Annotated in this window: 30 protein-coding genes; 11 read left to right on the forward strand and 19 right to left on the reverse strand. The window is 67.6% G+C overall.

From position 1 onward, the window contains the following. Positions 1 to 2 precede the first annotated feature (2 nt). Positions 3 to 941, reverse strand: a complete 939-nt coding sequence (locus tag HNP48_RS07895) for a restriction endonuclease (RefSeq protein ID WP_184856329.1) — start codon at positions 939 to 941, stop codon at positions 3 to 5. Positions 942 to 1,299: 358 nt separating this feature from the next. Here HNP48_RS07895 and HNP48_RS07900 point away from each other — a divergent pair, with 358 nt between their 5' ends. From HNP48_RS07900 to HNP48_RS07920, 5 genes are all read left to right on the forward strand, one after another. Next, on the forward strand, positions 1,300 to 3,522 hold the full coding sequence (locus HNP48_RS07900) for a bifunctional diguanylate cyclase/phosphodiesterase (RefSeq protein ID WP_184856330.1): 2,223 nt from the start codon (positions 1,300 to 1,302) through the stop codon (positions 3,520 to 3,522). A gap of 143 nt (positions 3,523 to 3,665) precedes the next feature. Next, positions 3,666 to 3,920 (forward strand): hemin uptake protein HemP, encoded by a 255-nt coding sequence (hemP, locus tag HNP48_RS07905; protein ID WP_260420133.1) that lies wholly within the window; start codon positions 3,666 to 3,668, stop codon positions 3,918 to 3,920. 563 nt (positions 3,921 to 4,483) lie between these two features. Next, on the forward strand, positions 4,484 to 4,666 hold the full coding sequence (locus HNP48_RS07910) for a hypothetical protein (protein ID WP_184856331.1): 183 nt from the start codon (positions 4,484 to 4,486) through the stop codon (positions 4,664 to 4,666). A 297-nt stretch (positions 4,667 to 4,963) separates the two neighbouring features. Next, the gene (locus HNP48_RS07915; RefSeq protein ID WP_311773815.1) at positions 4,964 to 5,332 is read left to right on the forward strand and encodes a hypothetical protein; all 369 of its coding nucleotides are present in this window, start codon (positions 4,964 to 4,966) and stop codon (positions 5,330 to 5,332) included. A 113-nt stretch (positions 5,333 to 5,445) separates the two neighbouring features. Beyond that, positions 5,446 to 5,841 carry a VOC family protein gene (locus tag HNP48_RS07920; protein WP_184856332.1) on the forward strand — a complete coding sequence of 132 codons (396 nt, stop codon included), beginning with the start codon at positions 5,446 to 5,448 and terminating at the stop codon, positions 5,839 to 5,841. Between the two features lie 16 nt (positions 5,842 to 5,857). Here the strand turns inward: HNP48_RS07920 and HNP48_RS07925 are convergent, their stop codons facing one another. The 12 genes from HNP48_RS07925 to arsC form a co-directional block, all read right to left on the reverse strand. Then, complete coding sequence (locus tag HNP48_RS07925) at positions 5,858 to 6,784, reverse strand: succinylglutamate desuccinylase/aspartoacylase family protein (protein ID WP_260420134.1); 927 nt, start codon at positions 6,782 to 6,784, stop codon at positions 5,858 to 5,860. A 450-nt stretch (positions 6,785 to 7,234) separates the two neighbouring features. After that, on the reverse strand, positions 7,235 to 8,461 hold the full coding sequence (locus tag HNP48_RS07930; RefSeq protein ID WP_184856334.1) for an MFS transporter: 1,227 nt from the start codon (positions 8,459 to 8,461) through the stop codon (positions 7,235 to 7,237). Positions 8,462 to 8,499: 38 nt separating this feature from the next. Next, a complete protein-coding gene (locus tag HNP48_RS07935) occupies positions 8,500 to 9,969 on the reverse strand; it encodes an NAD(P)-binding domain-containing protein (protein ID WP_184856335.1) in 1,470 nt (489 codons plus the stop codon). A gap of 66 nt (positions 9,970 to 10,035) precedes the next feature. After that, a complete protein-coding gene (locus HNP48_RS07940) occupies positions 10,036 to 10,353 on the reverse strand; it encodes a helix-turn-helix transcriptional regulator (RefSeq protein ID WP_184856336.1) in 318 nt (105 codons plus the stop codon). A 55-nt stretch (positions 10,354 to 10,408) separates the two neighbouring features. Continuing rightward, complete coding sequence (locus tag HNP48_RS07945; protein ID WP_184856337.1) at positions 10,409 to 11,299, reverse strand: sterol desaturase family protein; 891 nt, start codon at positions 11,297 to 11,299, stop codon at positions 10,409 to 10,411. 16 nt (positions 11,300 to 11,315) lie between these two features. Then, positions 11,316 to 11,876, reverse strand: a complete 561-nt coding sequence (locus HNP48_RS07950; protein ID WP_184856338.1) for an arsinothricin resistance N-acetyltransferase ArsN1 family B — start codon at positions 11,874 to 11,876, stop codon at positions 11,316 to 11,318. Between the two features lie 44 nt (positions 11,877 to 11,920). Next, entirely contained in the window at positions 11,921 to 12,400 is a 480-nt protein-coding gene (locus tag HNP48_RS07955; RefSeq protein ID WP_184856339.1) for a MarR family winged helix-turn-helix transcriptional regulator, read from the reverse strand. Positions 12,401 to 12,498: 98 nt separating this feature from the next. Next, the gene (gene arsH / locus HNP48_RS07960) at positions 12,499 to 13,212 is read right to left on the reverse strand and encodes an arsenical resistance protein ArsH (RefSeq protein WP_184856340.1); all 714 of its coding nucleotides are present in this window, start codon (positions 13,210 to 13,212) and stop codon (positions 12,499 to 12,501) included. Positions 13,213 to 13,268: 56 nt separating this feature from the next. Continuing rightward, the gene (locus HNP48_RS07965) at positions 13,269 to 13,763 is read right to left on the reverse strand and encodes an arsenate reductase ArsC (RefSeq protein ID WP_184856341.1); all 495 of its coding nucleotides are present in this window, start codon (positions 13,761 to 13,763) and stop codon (positions 13,269 to 13,271) included. 43 nt (positions 13,764 to 13,806) lie between these two features. Next, complete coding sequence (locus HNP48_RS07970) at positions 13,807 to 14,304, reverse strand: arsenate reductase ArsC (protein WP_184856342.1); 498 nt, start codon at positions 14,302 to 14,304, stop codon at positions 13,807 to 13,809. 109 nt (positions 14,305 to 14,413) lie between these two features. Further along, positions 14,414 to 14,803 carry a helix-turn-helix transcriptional regulator gene (locus tag HNP48_RS07975; RefSeq protein WP_184856343.1) on the reverse strand — a complete coding sequence of 130 codons (390 nt, stop codon included), beginning with the start codon at positions 14,801 to 14,803 and terminating at the stop codon, positions 14,414 to 14,416. Between the two features lie 46 nt (positions 14,804 to 14,849). Beyond that, positions 14,850 to 15,281 carry an arsenate reductase (glutaredoxin) gene (gene arsC / locus HNP48_RS07980; protein ID WP_184856344.1) on the reverse strand — a complete coding sequence of 144 codons (432 nt, stop codon included), beginning with the start codon at positions 15,279 to 15,281 and terminating at the stop codon, positions 14,850 to 14,852. Between the two features lie 113 nt (positions 15,282 to 15,394). Between arsC and HNP48_RS07985 the strand changes: the two genes are divergently transcribed. Next, positions 15,395 to 16,681, forward strand: coding sequence for an arsenic transporter (locus HNP48_RS07985; RefSeq protein ID WP_184856345.1), 1,287 nt, complete (start codon positions 15,395 to 15,397; stop codon positions 16,679 to 16,681). Between the two features lie 77 nt (positions 16,682 to 16,758). Here the strand turns inward: HNP48_RS07985 and HNP48_RS35325 are convergent, their stop codons facing one another. The 6 genes from HNP48_RS35325 to HNP48_RS08010 all read right to left on the reverse strand — a co-directional run bounded on the left by HNP48_RS35325 (position 16,759) and on the right by HNP48_RS08010 (position 21,086). Further along, complete coding sequence (locus HNP48_RS35325; RefSeq protein ID WP_260420135.1) at positions 16,759 to 16,890, reverse strand: hypothetical protein; 132 nt, start codon at positions 16,888 to 16,890, stop codon at positions 16,759 to 16,761. A gap of 52 nt (positions 16,891 to 16,942) precedes the next feature. Beyond that, positions 16,943 to 17,221 (reverse strand): hypothetical protein, encoded by a 279-nt coding sequence (locus tag HNP48_RS07990; RefSeq protein WP_184856346.1) that lies wholly within the window; start codon positions 17,219 to 17,221, stop codon positions 16,943 to 16,945. Between the two features lie 22 nt (positions 17,222 to 17,243). After that, complete coding sequence (locus HNP48_RS07995) at positions 17,244 to 17,918, reverse strand: hypothetical protein (protein WP_184856347.1); 675 nt, start codon at positions 17,916 to 17,918, stop codon at positions 17,244 to 17,246. Continuing rightward, on the reverse strand, positions 17,915 to 18,949 hold the full coding sequence (locus tag HNP48_RS08000; RefSeq protein ID WP_184856348.1) for an MlaD family protein: 1,035 nt from the start codon (positions 18,947 to 18,949) through the stop codon (positions 17,915 to 17,917). The genes HNP48_RS07995 and HNP48_RS08000 overlap by 4 nt, the downstream gene beginning before the upstream one ends. Positions 18,950 to 18,974: 25 nt before the next feature. Continuing rightward, the gene (locus HNP48_RS08005) at positions 18,975 to 19,775 is read right to left on the reverse strand and encodes an ABC transporter permease (protein ID WP_184856349.1); all 801 of its coding nucleotides are present in this window, start codon (positions 19,773 to 19,775) and stop codon (positions 18,975 to 18,977) included. Positions 19,776 to 19,922: 147 nt separating this feature from the next. Then, the gene (locus HNP48_RS08010; protein WP_184856350.1) at positions 19,923 to 21,086 is read right to left on the reverse strand and encodes a citrate synthase family protein; all 1,164 of its coding nucleotides are present in this window, start codon (positions 21,084 to 21,086) and stop codon (positions 19,923 to 19,925) included. A gap of 111 nt (positions 21,087 to 21,197) precedes the next feature. On the opposite strand from HNP48_RS08010, the gene HNP48_RS08015 reads away from it, so the two are divergent. The 5 genes from HNP48_RS08015 to HNP48_RS08035 all read left to right on the forward strand — a co-directional run bounded on the left by HNP48_RS08015 (position 21,198) and on the right by HNP48_RS08035 (position 25,743). Then, positions 21,198 to 22,154, forward strand: a complete 957-nt coding sequence (locus tag HNP48_RS08015; protein ID WP_184856351.1) for a 2-hydroxyacid dehydrogenase — start codon at positions 21,198 to 21,200, stop codon at positions 22,152 to 22,154. 72 nt (positions 22,155 to 22,226) lie between these two features. Continuing rightward, positions 22,227 to 23,207: a tripartite tricarboxylate transporter substrate binding protein gene (locus HNP48_RS08020; RefSeq protein WP_184856352.1), complete on the forward strand. Its 981-nt coding sequence runs from the start codon at positions 22,227 to 22,229 to the stop codon at positions 23,205 to 23,207. 6 nt (positions 23,208 to 23,213) lie between these two features. Next, positions 23,214 to 23,921 carry a fumarylacetoacetate hydrolase family protein gene (locus HNP48_RS08025; RefSeq protein ID WP_184856353.1) on the forward strand — a complete coding sequence of 236 codons (708 nt, stop codon included), beginning with the start codon at positions 23,214 to 23,216 and terminating at the stop codon, positions 23,919 to 23,921. Between the two features lie 12 nt (positions 23,922 to 23,933). Next, positions 23,934 to 24,707 carry an SDR family oxidoreductase gene (locus HNP48_RS08030; protein ID WP_184856354.1) on the forward strand — a complete coding sequence of 258 codons (774 nt, stop codon included), beginning with the start codon at positions 23,934 to 23,936 and terminating at the stop codon, positions 24,705 to 24,707. 49 nt (positions 24,708 to 24,756) lie between these two features. Beyond that, positions 24,757 to 25,743, forward strand: coding sequence for a tripartite tricarboxylate transporter substrate binding protein (locus HNP48_RS08035; protein WP_184856355.1), 987 nt, complete (start codon positions 24,757 to 24,759; stop codon positions 25,741 to 25,743). The last annotated feature ends 38 nt before the right edge of the window (positions 25,744 to 25,781 follow it).

The following is a 25,781-nucleotide window of genomic DNA, read 5'->3' on the forward strand; positions in this document are numbered from 1 at the left end:
CGTCAATCCACCTGCCGCACGCCGCGGCAGGCCGGGAAGCTGGAGCAGCCCCAGAAGGCACCGCCGGCATTGCTGCCGGTGCGCGCGATGCGGCGCACCATGCCGTTGCCGCACTTGGGGCAGCCGGGTTGAGCAGGTGCAGTGGCGGGCGCAGGGGCGCCCGCCGCAGCGGGCATGGCGGGCCGGGCCGGGGCCGCTGCCGGTGCGGCGACCGGCGCGTGGTGCACCCCGCCATGGGCCGCGATGACCGCCGCCACGGCCGAGCGCGACTGCTGGGCCTGCTGCAGCATGGCCAGCAGCCGCGGCCCGTCCACCAGCTGCAGGTTGCGCCCCTGGGTGAAGAGCTTGGCCTCGTTGGTGAAGCGGCCCGAGGTCACCACGAAGCCGCCCGTGGCACCGCGTGCGGCCATCACGCCAAAGAGTTCGCGCACGGTGTCCACACCCACCTTGGATGCCCGCCACTGCCTGCACTGCACGAGGAAGGTCTCGCCCCCGCGGGTGAGCACCAGGTCCACCCCGCCATCGGGCCCGCCGCCACCGGTCTCGGTCACCTGAAAGCCCTGCAGGCGGTAGGCCTCACCCACCAGCATTTCGAACTCGCTCCAGGACATGCCCTCGATGGTGCCTGCGGCCGGGGCATGGGCCACGGCATCCACCAGGGCCCGGCGCTGGTGGCGCCGCCAGGCCGAGAGGGCAGCGCCCGCCAGGCAGACCACGGGCACCACGTACTGGCCGAGGGTGGCCAGAGCACCCAGCAGTGCGCCCTGCACCAGCGCGCCCGTCTGGCCGGGGTGGGCTACCACCGGCTGGGCCCAGGCAGCGGCCAGTTGGCTGAGCAACAGGTAGCCCAGCAGCGCCAGCCCCACGCCGGCCCACCAGGGCAACAGGGCGACGAGGTCCATCACCCCCTCCAGGGGACTGCTTCGGTTGCGCCGTGCCATGGTCGATTCCCTCGCATTTCTTGTATGAGCTGCAGGCATTATTCGAAACACGGGTGCCTTTGCCAGCTTTGAATTGCACATGGGGCGACCAGGGCTTCTGGCGGTCATTTTTCGGCGCGCCAGCCGCCGCAGCACGCGCGGCCCGGCGGAAATCCCGCACCCCTCGCCTTGGCAATAAATGTGGCGGTGTTTTGGGCGGCCCATGGTAGAAGCTGAGGCAGATATCCCCTTTCGACGGAACCGCGCGGGTTCTGTCAGCGCCGTCTTACAGCACAGGGCTTGGCAGGCGGTTATTTTCGGGGGATGGGGCGTGCGTTTCCGGGGGCGGAGGCGTGCGCCACCTGACCTGGAGGCTCACATGAAGTGCCCCCCTACCCTGCCGACCGAGGAGGCGCGGCTGCAGGCGCTGGCTGACCATGGGCTCGAAGACGAACAGGCCTTGCCCAGCCTGGACCCGGTGGTGCGCATTGCCGCCCGCATGTTCGGCATGCCCGTATCGGCCGTGAACATGATCGGCAGCGACCACGTGTTCTTTGCCGCGAGCACCGGGGTGGGCCAGGTGGACATGGGCCGCGACGTCTCCTTCTGCGCCCATGCGATCGCGCAGGATGGCGTGATGGTCGTGCCCGACACCTGGCAGGACGAGCGCTTCCACGACAACCCCCTGGTCACCGGCCCCTCCAATGTGCGCTTTTACGCCGGCGTGCCCTTGCGCTCGCCCGAGGGCCACCCCATGGGCGCGCTGTGCGTGCTCGATGACCGCCCCCACGACGACTTCGGAGAAGAAGACCAGGAACGCCTGCGCGAACTCGCGCGCATGGCCTCCGACCGGCTGGAGCTGCACCGCATCGAGACCTCGTCCGAGCGCACGCGGCCCTCGTTCGACGAGTATGCGGGCAACTCCACCACGCCGGTCGTCTGGTTCGACGAGATGCGGCGCATCGTGGCGATCAACACCGCGGCCGCCGCACTGCATGGCTACCACCCGGCCGAATGCGTAGGCCAGCCGCTGGAGCTGCTGCTGGCCGAAGAGGAGCATGCCACCTTGCGCGAAGGCATTGCGCGTGCGGTGGAGGCGGCCTCGATGCAGGACCTGAAGATCCCCACCGAGGTGTGCGGGCGGCGCAAGGACTACACGCACTTCCTGCTCGGCATCTCGCTGTTCATCTGGCGCCACAACGGCCGCCTGCGCTTCGAGGCCGTGCTCAAGGACCTCACGACCCAGCGGCGCGAAGAGGACGAACTGCGCCGCCAGGCCAGCAGTGACCCGCTGACCGGGCTGGCCAACCGCAGCTGCTTTTACCGCCGCGTGCAGGACGCCCTGCTCAGCCCCTCGCCGCAGCCTGCAGCCGCCGTGCTGATGCTCGACCTGGACGGTTTCAAGGACGTGAACGACACCCTGGGCCACGCCGTGGGCGATGGCATCCTGCAAGAGGTGGCGCGGCGCCTGGCGCGGCTGGCAGGCCATGCCCTGTTCGAGGCGCACCGCAGCCGCGGCCCCATCGCCGCCCGGCTGGGAGGCGATGAATTCGCCCTGCTGCTGCCCGGCGTGGACGATGTGGAGGCCGCCAACCAGCTGGCCCAGCGCGCCATCGGCGCCATCCACCAGCCCATTGCCATCGCCGGCCACGAGGTGCGCGTGGGCGCCAGTTGCGGGGTCTCGGTGGCGCCCTTGCAGGCGCACGAGGCGCTGGAGCTGGTGGGCAATGCCGATCTGGCGCTGTCGCAGGCCAAGGCCGAGGGGCGCGGGCGCAGCCATGTCTTCGTGCCTGCGCTGCGCATGGCGGCCGTGGCACGGCGGCTGTACGGCATGGAGCTGGACCGCGCGGTGGACAACGGCGAGCTGGTGCTCTACTACCAGCCCCAGGTGCTGCTGGAGGACGGCTCGCTCTCGGGCGCAGAGGCCCTGATCCGCTGGCAGCACCCCCAGCGCGGCCTGCTCGCGCCGGCGGCCTTTTTGCCAGCGCTCGAAGGCGGCCCCCTGGCTGCCCGGGTGGGCTCGTGGATCCTGGACGAAGCCTGTGCCCAGGCCGCCTACTGGCGCCGCCACGGCGCCCCGGGGCTGCGCATGGGCGTGAACCTCTTTGGCGCACAGTTCCGTGTGGGCGACCTGGCCACCGAGGTCATGGACATCCTGGCGCGCCATGGCCTGCCGCCCGATGCGCTGGAGCTGGAGGTCACCGAGAACATCGTGCTCGACCACGACGACGTGGTGCCCGACATGCTGCGCCGACTGCGCGAACAGGGCGTGGGCATCGCCTTCGACGACTTCGGCACGGGCTATGCCTCGCTGAGCCTGCTGACCACCTACCCGCTCACGCGCATCAAGATCGACCGCAGCTTCGTGCAAGGCATGCTGGAGTCGCGGCGCGAGGCCTCGGTGGTGCGCGCCATTCTCGACATGGTGCGCAGCTTCGATCTCCAGGCCACGGCCGAGGGCGTGGAGACCGAGGCCCAGCATGAGCGCCTGCGCAGCGAGCACTGCCACGACGGCCAGGGCTTCCTGTTTGCACGCCCCATGCCGGCGCAGCAGTTTGGCGAGACCTACGGTCTTGGCCCCCTGCGCCGGGCCACTGGCTGACCCAGGCCCGCAGGCCGCGCCATCGCCTGCGGAATTACCTATTGTTTCAAAGGCTAATGAGACACATTCTCATTTAATGCCCTATACTTCACCCATACCGCAGAACAGCACCACGCCTACCAACCAACCCAAGCCTGCACACCATGTCGACACTCGCAATGCCCCGCCCCGTCCTTCGACTGCAACGCCCCGTGGCGCAGCGCGCGTCGGCCGCTGCCGACCAGGCAACGGCAGCGGTGGTGGCCCCGGCACCGGCCGAGTCGACTGCCGCAGGCTTGCTGCGCAGCATCAACAGCGCCACCATGCTCGGCACGGCCAAGGTCGTGAACATCCTGCACAACGGCTCGGTCTACCAGCTCAAGACCACCAAGCTCGGAAAGCTGATTCTGACGAAATAGGTTTCATCGTGGGGAGACTCCCGGGACCTCGGTCTCGAAGGGTCTTTTTTTGCTAGCCACCCGTAACCCGGCAGCCATGCTTTTTTTCCCCGCGAACACCCCTGCTGCGCCCGGGGCCTGAGAGGCCCTCGCGCGCACCGCAGCCCGCCCAGACACGGCATGCGCGGCCTTCTCCTTCCTCCCATTTTTCGCCCATCCGGGCACTTACATGCGGGCTGGCACATGGCGTTACATGCCCATGCACGCACGGCCCTGCGCAGCCGTTTCCTGGCCTCTCCACGGTCCGGCCATGCGCTCTTTGCAAGCATCTGCAACCGCCGCCATGCACCACCTGTTGCAGGCCTTGCAGGTGGACCAGCGAGCCCCCGCCGCAGCTTGGCTGCTGGCGAGTTTTACCCCAGTGCGCAACCACCCGTAACAGCAGTCACAGAGGTCATGAATCGCTGTTGTCTTACACGCGGAACTGGGACACTTTGCTGAAATCAAACCACTGGCCATTGAGGCTGGTGCGGGGTCATTGAGGCCCCCACCCCGGATTGTTTTTGCCAACCAGGAGTCGTGCCATGAAGTTCCACCACCTGCCTCCCCGCATGCGTGCCGTTGCCGCATTTGTGGTGACCGTTGTGCTGGCCCTCCTGGCGGCAGCAGCCCTCCTGATGCCCGACATCATGGTGCAGTCGGTGGACTCCATGGTCCGCCTGCCCGGCGGCGTCGAGCAGATCCTCACGCAAGGTTTCCCCGAGTAAGGATGCGCGACACGGTGCACGTGCAAGGGTGCCACCACGCACCCTGGTTACCCAGGCCCCAGGCGATGGTGGCGTCGCCCACCGGTCCCGCCCTCCTGTGCAGTCGCCACAGGATGTTTCTCCCTCCACCGCCCCTGCGCCGGCCCCGTGATGGGCATGCTGCATGCCAAATCACCCCCAAAAAAGGGCGCAAACGCAACGCCCGCGCGGAACCTGCTGGCAAAAAGAGGAGCACGGGAGTACCATCTGGCCTTGCACGCCGTCCCGGCGGCGCTGCATAACCACAGGAGGAACACCGTGAACCCACGTTTCCTGAACCTTGATCGCAAGGGCCCTGGTGCCATCGCCGCCCTGGCGGCATCACTGGCTGTACTGGCCGTCGCCTGCTCCAGCCCCCGCGAAAACTCGCTCGATGAATTCGCCCGCTGGCACGACAGCGCCAAGGCGCAGGCCCAGGCCGGCGCGCTGATGTGGAGCGAGTTCTACAAGCAGAGCTTCGACCGCCTCACCGCCCTGCCCCCGTCCATCCAGCAGGACACGCGGCTGGAAAACACCGTGCTGTTGCTGTCCACCGCGCGCAAGTACGAAGCCAGCGAAATCACGGCCCTGCAGTTCAACGCCGAACGCGAAAGCATCGAGACGCAGTTGCAGGCGCGGCTGCGCTGAGCTGAACTGGCCTGATCGATGGCCCACAACCGGGCCCCGCGAAGGTGAAGCGCGGCGGCCCAGGGCATGCCGTCGCGATGCCCTTCCCCTCTCCCATCCCCCGTCCCTTACCCATGCATGTTCGAATGGCACGCCCCGTGAGCAACCTGGCGCGCTCGGTGGCGCAATACACGCAAGGCCTTGGCCTGGTGCAACTGGGCAGCTTCAAGGACCATGCGGGCTTTGACGGCACCATGCTGGGCACGCCCGGTGCAGGCTTTCACTGGGAGTTCACCGTCTGCACAAGCCACCCGGTCGTGCCAGCCCCTACGCCCGAAGACCTGCTGGTTTTCTACGTACCGGAGCCCGAGGCCTGGCAGGCACGTTGCGATGCCATGCTCGCCGCCGGCTTTGTCGAAGTGCAGCCCTTCAACCCTTACTGGGCACAGTCAGGCCGCAGCTTTGAAGACCCCGATGGCTACCGCGTGGTCATCCAGTGCGCTGCCTGGGGCGGCGGCGCTGCCGCTTAGTCTCCTGTCTCTGCAGTCAGCCGATACTGCGAGCGCTGCTCCGCGCAAAGTAAAACCATTCATTGCCTGGCAGCGCCCCAGGGTTTGGAAAGACCACAAAGCCATCGGCAGGCGCGGTCACTTCGCGGCCATCGTGCCGCAGCCCGATGACTTGCCCGGCCACCACGGGATCGAAGCTTTTCCACGGCTGGGCAAAGTGGTCATCGTTGTGCTCTCGGTCCACCACATCTTCCAGGCGCAGCACCTGGAAATCCGACTCTGGCGGCTTGAGCGCCAGCGATGTCAACCCAAGCAGGGCGAGTGTCTGCCGGATCGCTCGATAGGCGACACCGACCGCATCCGGGTCGTCATGCTGTCCGCATTCCAACGTCACGCCGTAGCCGCCACGTGAGCGCATGTACTCGGACGTGCCGATGCCATATCCAGTATCCAGCAGAGCCGCGTTGGCAGACGCTTGGGCCTGCTGGCGCCGCTGAACGCCCCGGGCATACACATCCATCCAGCCTTCCACCACCCGCCGAGGCCCGAGGTGCGCGACCAGGCGCTCCTCTTCCTGCGAATGCTGGAACGGTTCCAGGGTGCCGGTGTTGTTGGTGGGGCCCACCATGGTGAAGGGTTGCCCCGGGGTGTGAAACGAGTGCAGGTCGAGCAGCACGTCATGCGCGTCCAGCAACGGGCACAGGACGTTGGCGATCTGGTCTTCGTAATCCGTCGGCTCAGCACTGACACGCAGATTGCGGTTGAGGTTGCGATCCCCTTGCCGGGTGCGCTGCTGATAGGCGTAGGGATTCGTCACCGGCACCATCGTGAGGACGCCCCGTTCGATGCAGAAGGCCCCGGCCGCCAGCTCGTCCACGACCTGCGCAATGGCCTGGGCACCGCATCGCTCATTGCCATGGACCGCACCAAGAACCACGACCTTCGGCCCCGGCTTCAGTGCCATGAATTGGTGGACATGAAGGAATGAAGGGCGAGTCGAAGAGGTCATGGGAGCTGGCAACCTGGTGCGCAAAATGTGGTGGATGCAAATGTCTTACGTCACGACCGGCACTTTGTCAAACCCTACAGGGGGTGAAGGGTCAAGTCGGCAAACCGGTATAGGGCGGAGCCTTTTCAAGCATCACCGGCATCCTTGGTCCATCGAGCTCACGAAGCGGGAGACCCTCAGTAGGGTTTTGCATCCGCGACGCGTGGCAGGAGACTTATCTCATGGACACACAGCACTACCTCCGTCAACTGAAACGGCCCGCAAAGGCCTTTGGCAAGCCGCTTTGTCTGGCCATTGCCGCAACTCTCGTCCTGGCCTTGGTGGCTCTGTGTCTGGGGCACTCCATTGCGCTTTCTATTGCTCCCTCTACCGGCGTGCAGTTCTCCACCCAAAGCCCGACCGCAGCTACCGCGCTGACCTGGCCACCGTCGTGTTCTGCGGCGACTCCACTGGCGCAGCCAGCGCCAGCAGTGCCCCAAACGCCGCAGCCCCCAGACCCGCAGACACCCACAGCGCCCCCGCGCCCAGGCGGTCCAGGCACAGCCCAAACAGCCATGGGGACGCCGCCTGCGCAATGCGCGCCGGCACCATGAGCAGGCCCTGCCGGTGTCCGTAGCCCGCCGGCCCGAACAGCACCAGCGGCAGCGTGCCCTTGGCAATGGTCAGGATGCCGTTGCCCGCGCCGTGGAGCAGCGCGAACACCGCCGCTACCGGGGCGCCAGCCACCGCGAGCAGCCCGGCGCCCAGCGGGTGCATCAGCGCCGCCAGGCGGGCGGACAGCAGGGGGTGCACATGGCGCAGAAAACCGAACTCCAGCAGGCGCCCCGCCACCTGCGCCGGCCCCACCAGCGCGCCCACAGCCACGGCGGTGGCCAGCGTAGCGCCCCCCTCCTGCAGCAGGCGCGGCAGGTGTGAGGCCATGGCGGTGCTGGTGAACCAGGTGGCCGCGAACACGAAGGCCAGCAGCAGACTGGCGCGGCGCGCATGCGCAGGCTCGTGATCGGGGACAGGGGCCTTGGCACCGTTTGCCGGGCCAGTGAACGTGGCCTTCCCATCGGCCTCCGTCTCGGGTCGGCGTGGCGTCCAAGCGTTGAGCGGCAGGCCGACTACCAGGTGCAGCGCGGCCCAGGCCCAGCAGGCACCGCGCCAGCCCCACTGCGATTCCATCCACATCGACAGCGGCCAGCCCAGCGTGCTGGCAAAGCCGGCGATCAAGGTGATGCCGGTGATCGAGTTGCGCGCGTTCTTGCCATGCAGATGCACCAGCGAGGCAAATGCCGCCTCATACAGCCCGCTGCCCATGCCCACGCCCAGCAGTACCCAGGCGGCGAACAGGCCCCAGATACCCTGGGCCATCGCCAGCGCAGCCAGGCCCAGTGCAAAAACCAGGCTGGTGGCCATCAGCACCGGCCGGCCGCCCCAGCGGTCGATGCTGCGACCCGCGTACGGTCCCAGCAGCGCGGAAACCACCAGTGCGCAGGAGAAGGCGGCGAACACCGTTGGGATAGACACCCCCAGCTCGCGCGCCATGGGCACCGCCAGAATGGCCGGCAGGTAGTAGGTGGAGGCCCAGGCCAGGGTCTGGGCCGTGCCCAGGCTGGCAACGGTGGTTGCTGATGTCAGGCGTGGCAAGGCGATTCCTCCTGGCTATTCCATGGAGACGGCACGTATCAGCCGCAGCATGACGTCTTGGCAGGTGCCACCTGCAAGGAGACGGCCTTGGACGCAGTGGGCGCCGCAGCCGAAGTACAGCCGCATCCCCCGCTGCCCTTGGCCTTCTCTGCCTCGTCCAGCGCGCAGCAGGCCGACGTGTCTTGCACCACCGGGCCACCGCAGCAACCCGGCGCAGCGTAAGTCTGCCCTGTTGGCGGCTCGGAAAGGTCCACCGAGCACACGCCCGTTTGCGGCAGATCGAGCTGCACCTGGTCGGCCGCCACCCAGTCGCCGGCAATGGCGGCCACCACCGAGCGCGCCTGCTCATAGCCCGTGGCCATCAGAAAGTTGGGTGCACGCCCGTAGCTCTTGGCTCCGATGGCGAAGAAGCCGGGCTCTGGATGGGCCAGTTCCTTGTGACCATGGGGGCGCACGGTGCCGCAGCTGTGCAGGTTCGGATCGATCAGGTCGGCCAAGGCCTCGGTGCTTTCGATCCAGGGATCGAGCCGGGTGCGCAGCTCGCGCGCCAGCGACAGGTCGGGGCGCGAGCCTGCGGCCACAATGATTTCGTCAACTCCCTCCACGGGAGCCAAGGTCGGATCGATAGCGCGCACGGTCATGCGGCCTCCGTCCCGTTCGATGGCCTGCACCCCGAAGCCCTGGTGCAGGACGATGAGCCCGCGCTCGACGAGGTCGCGCAGCCGGGTGCCCAGGGCGCCGCGGGCCGGCAGCCCGTCGGCACTGCCACCACCGAAGATCTTGCGCAGGTCCTTGCCCCGCACCGCCCAGTGCACGCGTGTGCCCGGCTCGTCCTGCGCCAGTGCGGCCAGCGCCAGCAGGTTGCCCGCGGCCGAATGGCCCGCGCCCACCACCATCACCGAGCGGCCCGCGTAGCTGCTGCGACCAGAGCCCAGGATGTCCGGCATGCCATAGGCGATGTGCTCCTGCGCCGCAAGCTCGCCCAGGGCAAACAAGCCATGGATGCCCATGGGATTGGGTTGGCCCCAGGTGCCCGATGCGTCGATGACCGCCTGTGCCCGGACCTCTTTCACCCCCTCTGCGGTCTGCACCTGCAGCACAAAATCCGCGTGCTCGCGCCCCGCCGTCTTGAGCTTGTCGAAGCCAACGCGGGAGATGTCCAGCACACGGTAGCCGAAATGGATGTGCGGCTGCAGTGCGCTGTGCGCTGCCAAAGGCCCCAGGTAGCGCTCTACCAGTTCACCCGCGGTGGGCAGCCCTTCAGGGTCGGGCATGGCCCAGCCGGTGCCCTCCAGCAGCGCGCGCGCCGCGCTGTCCACGTTGTAGCGCCAGGGCGAGAACAGGCGTACATGGCTATAGGACTGCAAGTGGGCGGCAATGCCTGACCCCGCCTCAAAGACCTCTACCCCAAGGCCACGGCGCACCAGGTGCGCTGCGGCGGCCAGCCCAATGGGACCGGCGCCGACCACGGCTGCCGTGAATGCAGAGGGGGATGTGGAATCAACCATAGCTTGCTCCTTCGTATTTCGTAGATTAACGAATATTCATGACAAAAAGAAGAGGCCTAGGCCTCCTCACAGGGACTGGACCAGCTGCTTGAGCTCAGCGAGCCGAGCAGGGTTGATGCAATAGCAGGTGCGCTGCTCCTCGGCGGAGCCCAGGATCAGGCCCGCCTCCTTGAGCACCTTGACATGCTGCGACGTGGTGGACGGCGCCAGACCCACCACATCGGCCAGGCTGCCGAAATAGCACTGGCCATAGCTCGACAGATGGCGCAGCAACTGGATGCGCGCCGGGTGGGCCAGTGCCTTCAGCAGCATGGCCAGCTCGGCCGTACGGTCATCGTCCAGCAGGACCAGCACGTCTTCTTCGTCACCCGGGCAGCAGGACATACGGCACCTTCTTAATTCGTATTTTTACGAATAATCGATTTTTGCACGCAGCATGTCAAGCCCTGCAGCATGTCGGCAAGAACATCGACTTCAACTGGGCCCAGTAACTCGAACGCGCCGGATAGCCCGCGCTGGACGCGAACAGACCGACCCGCACGGGGTCATTGCCCGCAGGCATGTAGCGGAAGGTGCCAAAGACCTGGTCCCACAGGACGAAGGCGCTGCCGAAGTTGGAATCACCCTCGCTGCTATCCGTGGAGTGGTGCCAGCGATGCACCTCGTTGGTGCTGAACACGTAGTTGGCCCAGCCGCTGCGCAGATCCAGGTTGGCATGCTGGAGCATGAGCACCGGCTGCGAAATGGCGAGGTAGCACAGGATGGCCTCGGACGAGAAACCCAGCAGCAGCGCCGGCAGCATGGACAGGGCGAAGTTGATGGCGTGGTTCAGCGGGTGAAAGCGCAGGTTGTTCAGCGCGTAGAGGCGCTCGCTGCTGTGGTGCATGGCATGCAGCCACCACAAGGGCCTCAGCATATGGTGGAGCCGGTGCGCCCAGTATTTGCCGAACTCGATGAGCAGCGTGGCGAGAAGGACCTGCAGCGCAAAGGGCAAGCCTTGCAACCACGCCGATGTGCCGGTCGTTCCAGGCCCGCTCTGCCCATACACCGCGAGCAGCGCAAGCGTGCCCAGCAGCTTGAGCAGCGGCTCCACTACCGCGATCAGCGTGGCTGCACTGGCCCAATCCGTGGCGCGGTCTCCATGCGGCCGGTTCCAGTTTTCTCTGTAGGGAACGTAGCGCTCCAGCACGCTGACCAGCAGCAGGGCCGTAGCCGAGGCGATCAGCACCACGGGCTCCAGCGGTCCCCCGGCATCGCGGGCCACGGCGAAGGCGCCGAGGCCGGCCATGAAAACCAGGATCAAGAGGTAGCGGGACAAGAATACGGGCATGGGCGGTCCTTGTGGTTCAGGCCTGGAGTGCTTCGGCGCGCCAGGCCAGGGCATCGAATTTCTGAGGGGCTGCGGGATGGGCAGGCGACTGCAGGCTGCACTGCCACCAGCCCACGTCATGCCACTGCCCGTGCTTGAAGCCGACCTTGCGATACACGCCCAGCGCCTCGAATCCGGCCGACTCGTGCAGCGCCGCACTGGCCTGGTTGGGCAGGGCAATGCCGGCAAAGGCCTGGCAGTAACCGAGTCCGACCAGGGCATGCTTCAACTCGCTGTAAAGCCGCTTGCCGATACCCTGGCCGCGCGCGTCTTCGCGGATGTAGGCCGTGGTGTCCACGGACCACAGGTAGGCCGCACGCTCGCGGTGCTTGCTGGCATACACATAGCCATTGACCCGGCCCTGCACGTCCTCGCTGACCAGCCAGGGCAGCTCCTGCAGGGTCTTGGCGATGCGTTCACGCATCTGTTCCACGGTCGGCACCTCCAGCTCGAACGAGATGCTGGTGTGCTCCACGATGGGGGCGTAGATGGCGGTGATGGCCTCGGCGTCGGCCGGGGTGGCGGTACGGATGGTCATGGATCAGGGTCTGGTGGTGGCAGGATGGAATCGAGTCGTGCCGGTCAGCAGCACGGACTTGCATCCTTTGGTGGGCGAGGCAAGGCGCAGCAAGGCGCGGCCTGGTCCTGTCGCAGCGCCTTGAGCAGCAACTGCAGCGATTTCTCAACGGCTGCACGGTCGCGACCGCTTAGGCATTCGAGCAGCTGTGCCGCATGGGCATCCAGCGTGGTGTTCAGCTCGTGGACCTTGCGCTCCCCCTCGGCAGTCAGGGTGACCAGCCAGCTGCGGGCATCCTGCGGGTTGGGCTCCTTGGTCACCAGGCCGCGCTCGGCCATGGCCTCCACGGCGCGCGAGACCCAGCTCTTTTCCAAGCTCACACGCGCGCCCAGCTCGGACAAGGGCAAAGGGCCCGAGCGCCCCAGCTCGGTCAGCAAGTGGCACTGGGTGTTGGTGGTGCTGCTGCATTCGGCCACCACGCGCTGGGCCCGCGTGTACATGCGGGCGACTTCGCGCAGCACGGTTCCTGGATTGGTGGTAGTCATATTTGGTTGTGTATCGCACCTATATGAACGCAGGTTAGCCATCCGGCTCTTCGTTGTCAATAGCAACTACCTGCGCGAGCCGAGTAGCTGGTGGGGCGTCAGATCGACGCCTGGTTCACCCGTCGCATCAGCGCCTCGCCCGATTCCTTGCGCTCGCTGTAGCGATCCACCAGGTAAGGCGCCACATCGCGCGTGAGCAGGGTGAACTTCACGAGCTCTTCCATCACGTCCACGATGCGGTCGTAGTACGCCGAGGGCTTCATGCGGTTGTCGTCGCCGAACTCCTGGAAGGCCTTGGCCACGGACGACTGGTTGGGGATGGTGAGCATGCGCATCCAGCGCCCGAGCACACGCATCTGGTTCACGGCGTTGAAGGACTGCGAGCCGCCGCAGACCTGCATGACTGCCAGCGTCTTGCCCTGTGTGGGGCGCACCGCGCCCTGGGCCAGCGGGATCCAGTCGATCTGGGTTTTCATGATGCCGGTCATGGCACCGTGGCGCTCGGGCGAGCACCAGACCATGCCCTCGGACCAGGCGGCCAGGGCGCGCAGTTCCACCACCTTGGGGTGCGTGTCCGGTGCACCATCGGCCAACGGCAGGCCCGTGGGGTCGAAGGTCTTCACCTCGGCGCCCAGGGCTTCGAGAATGCGCGCCGCCTCTTCGCTCGCCAGGCGGCTGAAGGAACGCTCGCGCAGCGAGCCGTAGAGCATGAGGATGCGCACCGGGTGGGTGGACACCAGCGGATTCGCCAGTCGGGAGGTATCGGGCGACAGCAGCAGTTGGGGATCGATGTTGGGAACGTCAGGTTGCATGGAATGGGGCAAGGAACGGCAGCCGGGTTGTCCGAGAGGCGGAGATTGGGTGCGGATCAGCTGTGCGCGATGCGGTTGAGTTGCACCTGCAGGTCGCTGTCGCTCATGTCGGCCAGTGGCAACTCCAGCATTTGGAGCATGCGGTAGCCGATGGCCTGGCGGGTGATTTCGAAGGCCTGGCGCTTGCCTTCCTCACCGCCCTGGGCATTGGAGGGATCGGGGTAGCCCCAGTGCATCTGGATGGGCGTGCCCGGCCAGTACGGGCACACCTCGTTGGCGGCGCTATCGCAGACCGTGATGACGATGCGCATCACGGGTGCGTCGGCGCCAGAGAACTCGTTCCAGCTCTTGCTGCGAAAGGCATCGGTCTTGACGCCCACGGCGGCCAGCGCCTCCAGCGCAAACGGGTTGATGCGGCCGCTGGGCGCGCTGCCGGCGCTGAACGCCCGAACGTCCAGGCCGCGGACTTTGGCCAGGTGGTTGAGCATGCCTTCGGCCAGCACGCTGCGGGCCGAGTTGTGGGTGCACAGGATGAGGATGTTGGTGGTCATGGTCGTGGTGCAACAGACAAGGGTTCGTGGCGATGGCGCCCGCTCAGGCGGTGCGACCGATGTCCTCGACCTGGCGCTTGATGGCCAGCGTGTCGAGCTTTTGAAGGGGCAGTGTCAGCAGCAACTCGATGCGCCGCTTGAGGATCAGCGCGGTGTCTCGGAAGGCGCGCTCCACTTCTTCATCCGAACCTTCCAAGGCGGAAGGGTCGGGCACACCCCAGTGGGCGCTCATGGGCTGGCCAGGCCAGATGGGGCAGACCTCGCCTGCGGCGTTGTCGCACACGGTGAACACGAAGTCCAGCGCGGGGGCGTCGGGCGCGGCGAATTCTTCCCAGTTCTTGCTGCGTGCATCCACCGCGGGCACATGCAGGCGCCCCAGCGTGGCCAGGGCCAGCGGATTCACCGTGCCTGACGGGAAGCTGCCGGCGGAATAGCCCTTGAACCGCCCGCCGCCGAAGTGGTTCAGCAAGGCCTCGGCCAGGATGGAGCGCGCGGAGTTGTGGGTGCAGATGAACAGGACGTTGTAGATTTTTTCAGGCATGGGGACTCCAGGGAGTGGTGTGCAACGAGATCGGAGATTTATTTTCAATAATTCATTAAATATTGAAATAATGACCGCAAAGCGACAGGCTGGGGTGTAGCCACGGCGATCAAGCCGTGACGGCAGTCTTGGAGCGCTTCTTGGATACTGCAGGCACTGACGTCGCCGCCGGCGCGCAACTCGCTTTGCCAGGCAGCTCGACGCACAGGTCAGGATTGCCCGCGCAGCATTCTTCAGTCAGGTAGCCGATCAGCTCCACCATCAGCGCCAGGTTGGCCCGGTAGCGCTGGTAGCGGCCCTCCTGCTCCACGGTGAGCAAGGTGGCGTGCGTCATGCCCTTCAGGTGGAAGGACAGGTTGGTGGGCGGCACGTCCAGCGCGGCAGAGATCTCTCCGGCCACCATGCCTTCGGGCCCTTGCCGCACGAGCAGGCGGAACACGTCCAGGCGCACGGGCGAGGACAGCGATTCGAAGACGGAGGTGGCGGTTTCTTTTTGCACAGGCTGACTATACAAGAATGGTTGAAATACGGCGTGACGGCCGGGATCACACCACCCGATTGCCCTGGGCGTCGATGACCAGTTCGCCGTCTTCCTTGGCGAACGGGCCGGGCAGCGGAGGCAGCAGGTCCAGCACCGCCTCGGAGGGGCGGCACAGCCGCGTCCTACCAGGCGCCACGACGATGGGGCGATTGATCAGGATGGGGTGGGCCATCATGGCGTCCAGCAATTGCGCGTCCGACAGCTCGGGGTTCTGCAGGCCCAGCTCGTCGTAGGGCGTGCCTTTTTGCCGCAGCACCGCTCGCACCGGAGTGCCCATGGCGGCGATCAGCTCCGTGAGTTTTTCACGGCTGGGAGGCGTCTTGAGGTATTCGACAACCGTGGGCTCGATGCCCGCGTGGCGGATCATCGCGAGCACGTTGCGTGAGGTTCCACAGGCCGGGTTGTGGAAGATGGTGTAGGCGATTGAGGCTTGCATGAACTCAATAATACAACTATTATTGAAATATTCAAGTGCCGCATGCGCAGCCTGCCTTCGAGTCCTGCCGCTACCGGCCCTGTCCCTGAAACCCCTGTAGAAAGAGAGAACAGATGCTCCTGGCTCTGTCGATATTCGTTGCCACCATCGCGCTGGTCATCTGGCAGCCGCGCGGCCTGGGCATTGGCTGGAGCGCCAGCGCGGGCGCTGCCGTGGCGCTGGCCACCGGGGTCGTGCACTGGGCCGACATCGCGGTAGTCTGGCAGATCGTTTGGAACGCCACGGCCGCCTTCATCGCCATCATCATCGTGAGCCTGCTGCTCGACGAGGCAGGCTTCTTCGAGTGGGCGGCATTGCATGTGGCGCGCTGGGGGCGCGGCAGCGGCCGCATGCTGTTCACGCTCATCGTGCTGCTGGGCGCAGCAGTTGCGGCGCTGTTCGCCAACGATGGCGCGGCGCTGATCCTCACCCCCATCGTGGTCGCGATGCTCGCGGCCCTGGGCTTTGGGCCGGGCGCCACGCTGGCCTTCGTGATGGCTGCGGGCTTCATTGCCGATGCGGCCAGCCTGCCGCTGGTGGTGTCCAACCTGGTGAACATCGTCTCGGCCGACTTCTTTCGCATCGGCTTCAACGGCTATGCAACCGTCATGGTGCCGGTGAACATGGCCTCGGTCGCGGCCTCGCTGGTGGTGCTGCTGCTGTTCTTTCGCAAGGACATTCCTGCCACCTACGACCCGGCCCAACTCAAAGCGCCGGCGGCAGCCATCCGCGATGCGGCCACCTTCAAGACGGGGTGGGTGGTGCTGGCGCTGCTGCTCGTGGGCTTTTTCGGGCTGGAGCCACTGGGCGTGCCGGTGAGCGCCACGGCCGCTGCAGGCGCCCTGCTGCTGCTGGGCGTGGCTGCACGGGGCCACGTGATCAGCACGACCAAAGTGCTGCGTGGTGCGCCCTGGCAGATCGTGGTGTTCTCGCTGGGCATGTACCTGGTGGTCTATGGGCTGCGCAACCAGGGACTCACGGCCTACCTCAGCCAGTGGCTCAACGCCTTCGCGGGTTACGGCATCTGGGGCGCGGCCATGGGCACCGGGGTGTTGACGGCGCTGTTGTCGTCCCTCATGAACAACATGCCCACGGTGCTGGTGGGTGCGCTCTCCATCGATGCCTCCCAGGCCAGCGGCACGGTGAAGGAGGCCATGGTCTACGCCAACATCATCGGCAGCGACCTGGGGCCCAAGATCACGCCCATCGGCTCGCTGGCCACGCTGCTGTGGCTGCACGTGCTCTCGAGCAAGGGCATCCGCATCGGCTGGGGCACGTACTTCCGGGTGGGGGTGGTGCTCACCGTGCCCGTGCTGCTGGTCACGCTCGCGGCGCTGGCGTTGCGGCTATCACTCCAATAGACCAGCGCAAAAAAAGAAGCGGGCCGGCCCCAGGCTGGGTGCCGGCCCGCTTTGCTCACAGAGCTGGGTTCAGGCGATCAATCGCAGCAACCCAGCATGTGCAGGCAGCACTCGGCCAGCTCCGAGCAGCAGCCGGACTGGGCCATGGCCATGCCGGCCATGGACAGCAAGACTGCGGCCAGGCCGAATTTGAAAAGTGGTTTCTTCATTGGGAAACTCCTGTTGGTCTTTGGATAAAAAGGAAAAAAATCCATCCAAACCTCAATCAGGCGGTATCCATACCGAGGTGCTCCAAGACGCCCACGGTTGGCCCGCGTCAACGGGTGGGCCTGATTTCTGCGGCACGTCACTCAACCGGGCGCGCGAGGCCGCCATCAGCGGCATGCCGCAGGGCTGGCAGCCGGGCATGGTGCAGGAAGCGCCGCCATCGCCGCAGTCGGCAATGCAGCAATGGTCGTAGGCCGACACGCTGGCCGCTACCACCTGGGTCAGGAACACGCAGCCCAGCAGCAGCACGCAGATGGCAAGAAGTCTTCGCACGGCTGAACTGTACCCCAGCAGCCTATTTGCCACTGCCGCCCTGCTCCACCACGGCCACGCGCCGGCGCAGGCGGGCGGCCGCCTCCTGGTCGCCTGCCGCCTCGGCGCGCTGCACCTGCAGCAGCAGCCAGGCCAGGAGCGGGCGGCGCCAGCCTTGGGCGGAGGCGGTGTCGGTCGCCGTGGCGATGGCAGCCGGGTCGGCCCGGCCGGCCTGCAGCAGCGCACCGGCAGCCACCAGGCGCGAGAGTGGGTCTTCGATGCCGGCCAGTGCGGCGCCGCCCGCCCCGGCGCCGGCCACGGCACGCTGGGCCGGCGGCAGCAGGGCTACTTCGGGCGCGGCCAGGGGCTTGCCGGCCAGGTAGTCGGCATAGGCACGTTCGGGTGCGGCGGCATCCTGGCGCAGGGCCTCGAAGGCGGTGCAGGGCTCTCCCACCAGGCTGGCCACCTGGGCAGCGCAGCGCAGCAGTTCCAGCCGGGCCAGCAGGTCTGGCCGGCCGGTGCGCGCCACCTCGGCGCGGGCGCGCTCCCATTCGAGCTTTTCCACGCGGGCGTTGCCGCTCAGATAGGCGTCGAGCGCCTTCTGGGAGGAGCCCTGGGCATTCATCTCCCACTCGGGCTCAGGCGGCTTGCTGGCGCAGCCGGCCAGCAGCACGCCCAATGCCAGCGTGGCCCACGTCGTGGTGATGTTCTTCTTCATGGCAGCTTGATCTCCCGGTCGCGAGCAAACGGCCATTTGCGGTTGATCTCGGTGACCAGGCTGTCGATCTTGCGCAGGTTGCTTTCCACTTCGGCGCGCAGGGCGCCCAGGTCGGTGGTGGCCTCACGTGCGTTGGCGCCCACGGCCTGGGCTTCGAGCAGCACGGCGTCCACCTTCTTGAGGCTCTCGCGCGTGTCGGCCAGCAGGCCGTTGACCTGGCCCACGGCGGCACGCAGCTCGGGCACCAGGGCATCCTTGCCATTGCCGTCGGCACCGAAGACCTGGCGATCGGCGCGTGTGGCCAGGGTGTCCAGGCGCGCCAGCAGGGTGTTGGCGCGGTCCAGCGCGGTGGCGATCTTCTTCGCATCGTCCGCATTGCCCGTCAGCGCTCCCAGCATCCCGCCCGGCCCGTTCAGGCGCTCGGTCAGCTCGCGCACGTTGGCCAGCGTGCCGCCCAGCGCCGCATCCTGCGCGGTGAGGGCATTGAGGTTGCCCAGCAGCTCGCGCGCCGAAGCCATAAGCTGCGGGATCTCGGCCGTGGCATCGCCGCGCAGCACGGGGCGCACGGCGCCGTCGGGCAGCGGCGGGTCGGTCAGGATGCCGCTGTAGGCCCGGATGTTGGTGCCGCCCACGATGCCGCGCACCAGCGTGAACACGCTGGACTGGCGCAGCCAGTGCGCATCCTTGCTGGGCACCTCGACGGTGATGCGCGCGTTGCCGGCGTCGGCCAGTTCAATGCGCCGCACCCGGCCGATGGGAAAGCCCGAGAACGTCATGTCCATGCCCACCACCACGCCTTCGGAATCGTCGGCCGTGAGCACCAGGGTCTGCGTGGGCTCGAACACGCCGCGCGCATACATCAGGAACAGGCCCGAGCCGATGATGAGCGACAGCGTGAACATCAGCAGCGCCGCGGCCTTGATCTCCAGGTAGGCCACGGGGCGCAGCGTTTCCTGCGTGGAGCCGGCCTGGGTGGGCACATGCACGTGCGTGTGCGGCGGCGGTGCGGGTGGCGGGGTGCGTTCGGTCATGGTGGGTGGTGTTCTTTTTGGGGGATCAGTAGTAGTTGCCCATCAGCGAGGCCACCTCGATCAGCAGCAGCACGGCGAACATGCGCGCCAGGCCCCCCAGTTCGGAGTCGGGCTGGGTGCTGCCCTCGGCGTCGTACAGGCCCGCCGCCATGGGGATCAGCGCCACGGTGAGGCTGAAGAACACCGTCTTGAGCGCGAACAGTGTGGTCACGCTGGGCGTGAACACGCGGCCGAACATGCGCGTATAGCCCTCGGCCTCGGCCAGGTTGAAGCCGTAGACGCCCAGGTAGCCCATGACCAGGGCCACCACGCAGCTGAGTGCAGCCAGCGTGATGCTGGCGAACACGCCGGCCACCACGCGCGGCAGCAGCTCCACGCGCACCGGGTCGGAGCCCTGGGCGCGCAGCTCGTCGAAGCGGCCTGACTGGCGCAGCAGGGCCAGTTGCGTGCCGTTGGGGATGGTGGCGCGCATGGCCACGAAGAGCGCGGCCGTGAGCGGGATCAGCTCCAGCACCAGCACGCGGATCACCATCTCCATGGCATAGCGCGACAGGCCATAGCTCAGCGCCGTGACCACCACGATGCGCGTGAGCACCAGGCTGAGCAGCGCGGCCAGTACCGTGAAGCCCAGCAGCACGGGCGCAGTATCGAGGTACAGGTGGCGCGCCAGCGAGCGGCGCGTGCCGCGCCCATAGCTCGACGGCGAAAGCACCAGCACCAGCACCACCGCCCCCAGGTAGAGGATGCGCCACCACGCCACGGCCCAGCGGCGCACCGTGCTCCAGGCACGATCGGGCAGGGACAGGCCGGGCAGACGGTTGATCATGCAGAACATGATAGCTTTGGTGAGGCCTTCACCAAAGCCGATGGCCCGTGTAGTCCATCGGGCACTTGCAACGGATGCGGCTTATGCTGTATGGCTACTCAGCTATCCAATGCATAGCAGGCGATACATGCGCTCACAACACCCTGGCTACTTGCGCCCACCCTGCGGCGCCACCGGTACCCGCCCCACATAGCGCCCGCGCGGGCGGATCACCTGGGCCGTGCCCAGTTGCTCCAGCGCGTGCGCCAGCAGGCCCACGCTGCGCGCGGTGGCGAACAGGCCAAAGGCCGCATCCGCCGGCAGCCGGTGGTGCGCCACCAGAGCCGCCAGGGCCACGTCGATATTGGGTTGCAGGCCGGTCAGTTCCGTGGCCTTGCCGATGAAGCGCGCAATGCCCTCGGGCGGCTCGAACAGGGCCAGCAAGGCGGCGGCGCGCGGGTCGCCGTCGGGGTAGATGTGGTGGCCAAAGCCGGCCAGAGGCAGACCATTGGCCAGGTGGTGGGCCAGCACCTTGTCTTCACCCACGCGCTCGACCTCGCTGAACAGCGCCTGCACGCGGCCCGAGGCATCGCCGTGCAGCGGGCCCGACAGCGTGCTCAGCCCCGCCAGCACGCAGGCCGGCAGCGATGCTCCGGTGGATGCGGCGATGCGCGTGGCAAAGGCCGAGCTGGTGAGCTCGTGGTCGGCCAGCAGCACCAGGGCCGTGCGCAGCAGCTCGGCCACCGGGGCCTGCTGCTTCCAGCCCTTGGCAAAGCGCAGGTGCAGCGCCCCCTTGCCCGGCCGGGCGCCAAAGGCATTGGCCAGTTGGCCCACCAGGGCCTGCCCCTCGGCATGCAGCACACGCGTGAGCCGGCCGCTGGTGGAATGCCCGGTGGCAGCCAACCCGGCCAGCACCGTGAAGGCAGCACCACGCCCCGGCGCGGCCGCGGCCTGTGGCGCATCGCAGCCGAAGTCCACGGGCTGCTCGGCCCCCCAGAGCAACTGCGCGGCATCTTCGAGCGTGGCCGTGCAAGCCAGGGCGATGGCGTCTTCGCCGCGGTAGTGCGGGCGCTCGCGGAAGAAGGCCGTGAGCGCGGTGGGAATGCTGGGCTCGGCCCCGAACAAGGTGTTGGTGGCCAGGGTCTCGCGCTTGCTGCCGGCCTTCTTGCGCCGGGCCAGGCCGCTCAGGTCCTCGGCGCGGTACAGGCTTTTGCGCGGGTCGGCCGGGTCGGGCATGACCTCGAGCTTGCCCCGGCTCACGTAGGCATAGATGGTCTGCGCCTGCACGCCGAGCAGCTGGCAGGCCTCGGTCATCGAAATCCAGGAAGCCATGGTGCATCAGGTCCGGTTGGTGTCTATACATTGATTTTACGCGTCAAGATTGACCAGTGCATCAACACAAAACTACGATGCCTTCCATTGCAACGTACACCGCACCACGCCATGACGAAACCCCAGGTCCTGCAGCTCAACCCCATCCTCATCCCCGCGGTCAACGACACGCTGGCCGAGCGCTACACCGTGCACAAGTACTTCGAGATTGCCGACGGCCCCGCCTGGCTGGCTGCGAATGGCACGGCCATCGAGGCCGTGGTCACCGGCGGCCACACCGGCATTGCCCGCGCCATGCTGGAGCAGTTGCCTGCCTTGAAGGTGGTGGCCGTGAACGGTGTGGGGACCGATGCGGTGGACCTGGCCTATTGCCGCGCCCGCGCCCTGCCCGTCACCGCCACGCTGGGCGCGCTGACCGAGGACGTGGCAGACCTGGCCATCGGCCTGTTGATCGCGGCCTGCCGCAACATCTGCCCGGGTGACCGCTTTGTGCGCGAGGGGCAGTGGGAGCAGTTCCCCCAGCCCAGCGCCATTCCGCTGGCGCGGCGCTTCAGTGGCATGCGCGTGGGCATCGTCGGCATGGGCCGCGTGGGCCGCGCCGTGGCCACGCGTGCCGCGGCCTTCGGCTGCCCCATCGCCTACACCGACCTCTACGCCATGGACGATGTGCCGCACCGCTTCGTGCCCGCCCTGCTCGACCTGGCGCGTGCCTCCGACGCCCTGGTGCTGTGCGCCGCGGCCGACAGTGCCGAGGGCATCGTCGATGCCGCCGTGCTCGACGCGCTGGGCCCCCGGGGCTACCTGGTCAACGTGGCGCGCGGGCGCCTGGTCAACGAGGCCGACCTGGCCGCCGCCATCAGCGCGGGCCAGATCGCGGGCGCCGGGCTGGACGTGTTCGTGGACGAACCGCGCGTGCCCCTGGCCCTGCGCCAGAGCGAACGCACCGTGCTGCAGGCCCACCGCGCCAGCGCCACCTGGGAGACGCGCGCGGCCATGGGCCAGATGGTGCTGGACAGCATTGCCCAGGCCCTGGCCGGCGAGCGCCCGGCCATGAGCCTGACCACATGACCTGACAGCGGCGCCAACGCCGCGCCGCATTCCCTTCGATTGATTCCAGAACCACAACGGAGACAAGACACCATGACGTCCACACGACGCACCGCCCTCACGCTGGCCATTGCCCTGGGCACCACCGCACTGGCGGGCCCGGTACTCGCACAGTCCTTTCCCAACCGGCCCGTCACCTTGGTCGTGCCCTTTCCGCCCGGGGGCGGCTCCGACACCGGCGGCCGTGTCATCGCCGAGCAACTCGCCCGGCGCTGGGGCCAGCCCGTGGTGGTGGAGAACAAGGGCGGCGCGGCCGGGCAGATCGGGGCCGACTTCGTGGCCAAGTCCAAGGGCGACGGCTACACCCTGCTCTTGGGCAACATCGGCACGCAGGCCATCAACCCGTCCCTCTACGCCAAGCTGCCCTACGACGCGGACAAGGCCTTCGCCCCGGTCTCGCTGATCGCCGAGCTGCCGCTGGCCATGATGGTCAACCCCGCGGTGCCTGCGAAGACGCCCGCCGAGTTCATCGCCCTGGCCAAGGCGCAGCCGGGCAAGCTGAGCTACAGCAGCTCGGGTGCGGGCGGTGCGCCGCATCTGGCGGCCGAGATGTTCAAGGACCAGACGGGCAGCTTCATCCTGCATGTGCCCTACCGGGGCGGCGGCCCGGCCATTGCCGACCTGCTGGCCGGCCATGTGCAACTCTCGTTCATGACGGCGCTGGAAGCCTCGGGCCACATCAAGGCCGGCAAGCTGCGCGCCCTGGCCATGACGGGCGACAAGCGCCTGCCCGCCTTTCCCGACGTGCCCACGCTGGGTGAAGGCGCGCTGCCAGGCTTCAACGCCATCTCGTGGATCGGCCTGCTGGCACCCGCCGGCACACCGCCCGAAGTGGTGGACAAGATCTCGGCCGACGTGCGCGCCGTGCTGGCGGACGAAGCGGTGAAGGCCCGCTTTGCCGGCCTGGGCGGTGTACCGCGCGCCACCTCGCCGGCAGAGTTCGGCAAGCTGATCGCCACCGACAAGGCGCGCTACGCGCAGATCATCAAGAACCGCAAGATCACCGTGGAGTGAGCCGCCGTGGTGGACTTCACTTTTCCCCCGCCAGCCCCGGTCACCCTGCCCGTGGCGGGCAGCAGCGCCCGCTTTCCCGTGGGCCGGGTGTTCTGCATAGGCCGCAACTACCGCTGGCAGCCCGATGAGCCACCGCCCACCGAGATGCCCGCCTGGTTCATGAAGCCCGCCAGCGCCGTGGTGCCTGCCGAGGGCACGCTGCCCTGCCCGCCCGGCACCGCCGACTTCTGCCACGAAGTGGAGCTGGTGGTGGCCATAGGCCAGGGCGGGCGCGACATCGCCCCCGGTGCCGTGGAAGCGCAGCACATCTGGGGCTATGCCGTGGGGCTGGACATGACGCGGCGCGACCTGCAGCAACAGGCCAAGCGCGCCGGCGGCCCGTGGGAGCCCGCCAAGGCCTTCGACCATGCGGCCCCCTGCACACCCATTGTGCCCGTGGCGCAGTGCGGCCACCCGCGCCAGGGCGCCATCTGGCTCACGGTGAACGGGCAGGAGCGCCAGCGTGCCGACCTGTCCGGACTGCTCTGGCCCGTGGCTGAACTGGTAGCCCTGCTGTCGCGCTCGGTGGCGCTGGCACCGGGCGACCTCATCTACACCGGCACACCGGCGGGCGTGGGCCCGCTGCAGCCGGGCGATGCCATCCATGCCGGCGTGCAGGGCGTCGGCGAACTGCGCATGGCCGTGGGCCCGCGCCCCACCAATGAATCCCACTGAAGGAGACACCGTTTGAACACCGAAAACCGACCACCCCATGCCCGCATCGCCCTGGTCACCGGCGCGGGCAGCGGCATCGGCCGCACCACCGCCCTGGGCCTGCTGCACGACGGCTGGACCGTGGTGCTGGCCGGCCGCCGCGCCGAGCCGCTGCAGGCCCTGGCGCAGGAGGCCGCCGCACGTGGCCAGACCGCGCTGGCCGTGCCCACCGACGTGACCGACCCGGCCAGCGTGCAGGCGCTGTTCGACACCATAGAAAAACGCTTCGGCCGGCTGGACCTGCTGTTCAACAACGCCGGGGTGAACGCACCCGCCGTGCCCATGGACGAATTGCCGCTGGACAAGTGGTTCCAGCTGCTCAACACCAATGTGAGCGGCATGTTCCTGTGCGCCCGCGCGGCCTTCAGCCTCATGCGCCGCCAGGCACCGCAGGGCGGGCGCATCGTCAACAACGGCTCCATCTCGGCGCACACGCCGCGGCCTTTCACCGCGCCCTACACCATGAGCAAGCACGCCGTGACCGGCCTGACCAAGGCGCTCGCGCTGGACGGCCGGGCCTACGGCATCGTGGCCAGCCAGATCGACGTGGGCAATGCGCTCACCGAACTCTCGGAGCGCATGACCCGCGGCGTGCTGCAGGCCAACGGCACGGTGGCGCCCGAACCCATGATGGATGCCACCCATGTGGCCGATGCGGTGCGCCACATCGCGGCCTTGCCGCTCTCCGCCAACGTGCTCACCATGACCTTCATGGCCAGCGCCATGCCCTATGTGGGCCGGGGCTGATGGCCCATTGATTCCATCGACGAACAACGACCAACGGAGACAAGACACCATGCACACACCATCCCTGCTCACCCGGCTGGCCCGTGCCGCCGCCATCGCATCGCTGGCCGCCGCGCCGCTGCTGGCCGCGGCCCAGGCCGCCTACCCCACGCGCGCCATCAAGATCATCGTGCCCGCGCCGCCGGGCGGCGCCATCGACACCATTGCCCGCGTGGTGGGCGACAAGCTGGCCGCCGCGCTGGGCCAGGCGGTGGTGGTGGACAACCGCCCCGGCGCCTCCAACAACCTGGGCACCGACGTGCTGGCCAAGGCACCGCCCGACGGCTACACCATCGGCATCGTGGGCGGCAGCCACAACATCAACAAGTATTTGTTCAAGAACCTGGGCTGGGACCCGGAAAAGAGCTTCGAGCCCATCGTCTACACGCACGAGGTGCCGCTGGTCTTCGCCATGTACCCGCAGATCCCCGCCAAGACCCTGCCCGAATTCATCGCCTGGATGAAGGCCCATCCCGACCAGGCCAAGATCGCCACCTCGGGCCGCGGCAGCGCGCAGGAGATGGCGGCCGAGATGTTCCGCATGGCCAGCGGCACGCAGATGCTGCTGGTGCCCTACAAGGGCTCGTCGGCCGCGCACCCGGACCTGCTGGCCGGGCGCACCGCGCTGTACATCGACACCATCAGCGCCATCCAGGCCCAGGTCAAGGGCGGCAATGTGCGCGCCATCGCGGTCTCCACCCGCAAGCGCACCGCTGCCCTGCCCGACGTGCCCACGGCCGAAGAGCAAGGCCTCAAAGGCTACGACGCCAACACCAACGGCGGCTTCCTGGCCCCGGCCGGCACGCCCAAGGCCATCGTCGCCCGTCTGAACACCGAGATCAACGCGGCCCTGAAGTTGCCCGAGGTGCGCGCCAAGCTCGAAGCCGCAGGCATCGAGATCCAGGGCGGCACACCGCAGGAGTATGCGGCGCTGATCAAGTCCGACCTTGCCAAGTGGGGCAAGGTGGTCAAAGAAGCGGGGATTCAGCCGGAATAGACCGAGCGGAACTTGCCACGAGTGTCGCCTGAGCGCTG

The sequence above is a fragment of the Acidovorax soli genome, assembly GCF_014207955.1.
Classification (GTDB): Bacteria; Pseudomonadota; Gammaproteobacteria; order Burkholderiales; family Burkholderiaceae_C; genus Acidovorax; species Acidovorax soli_A.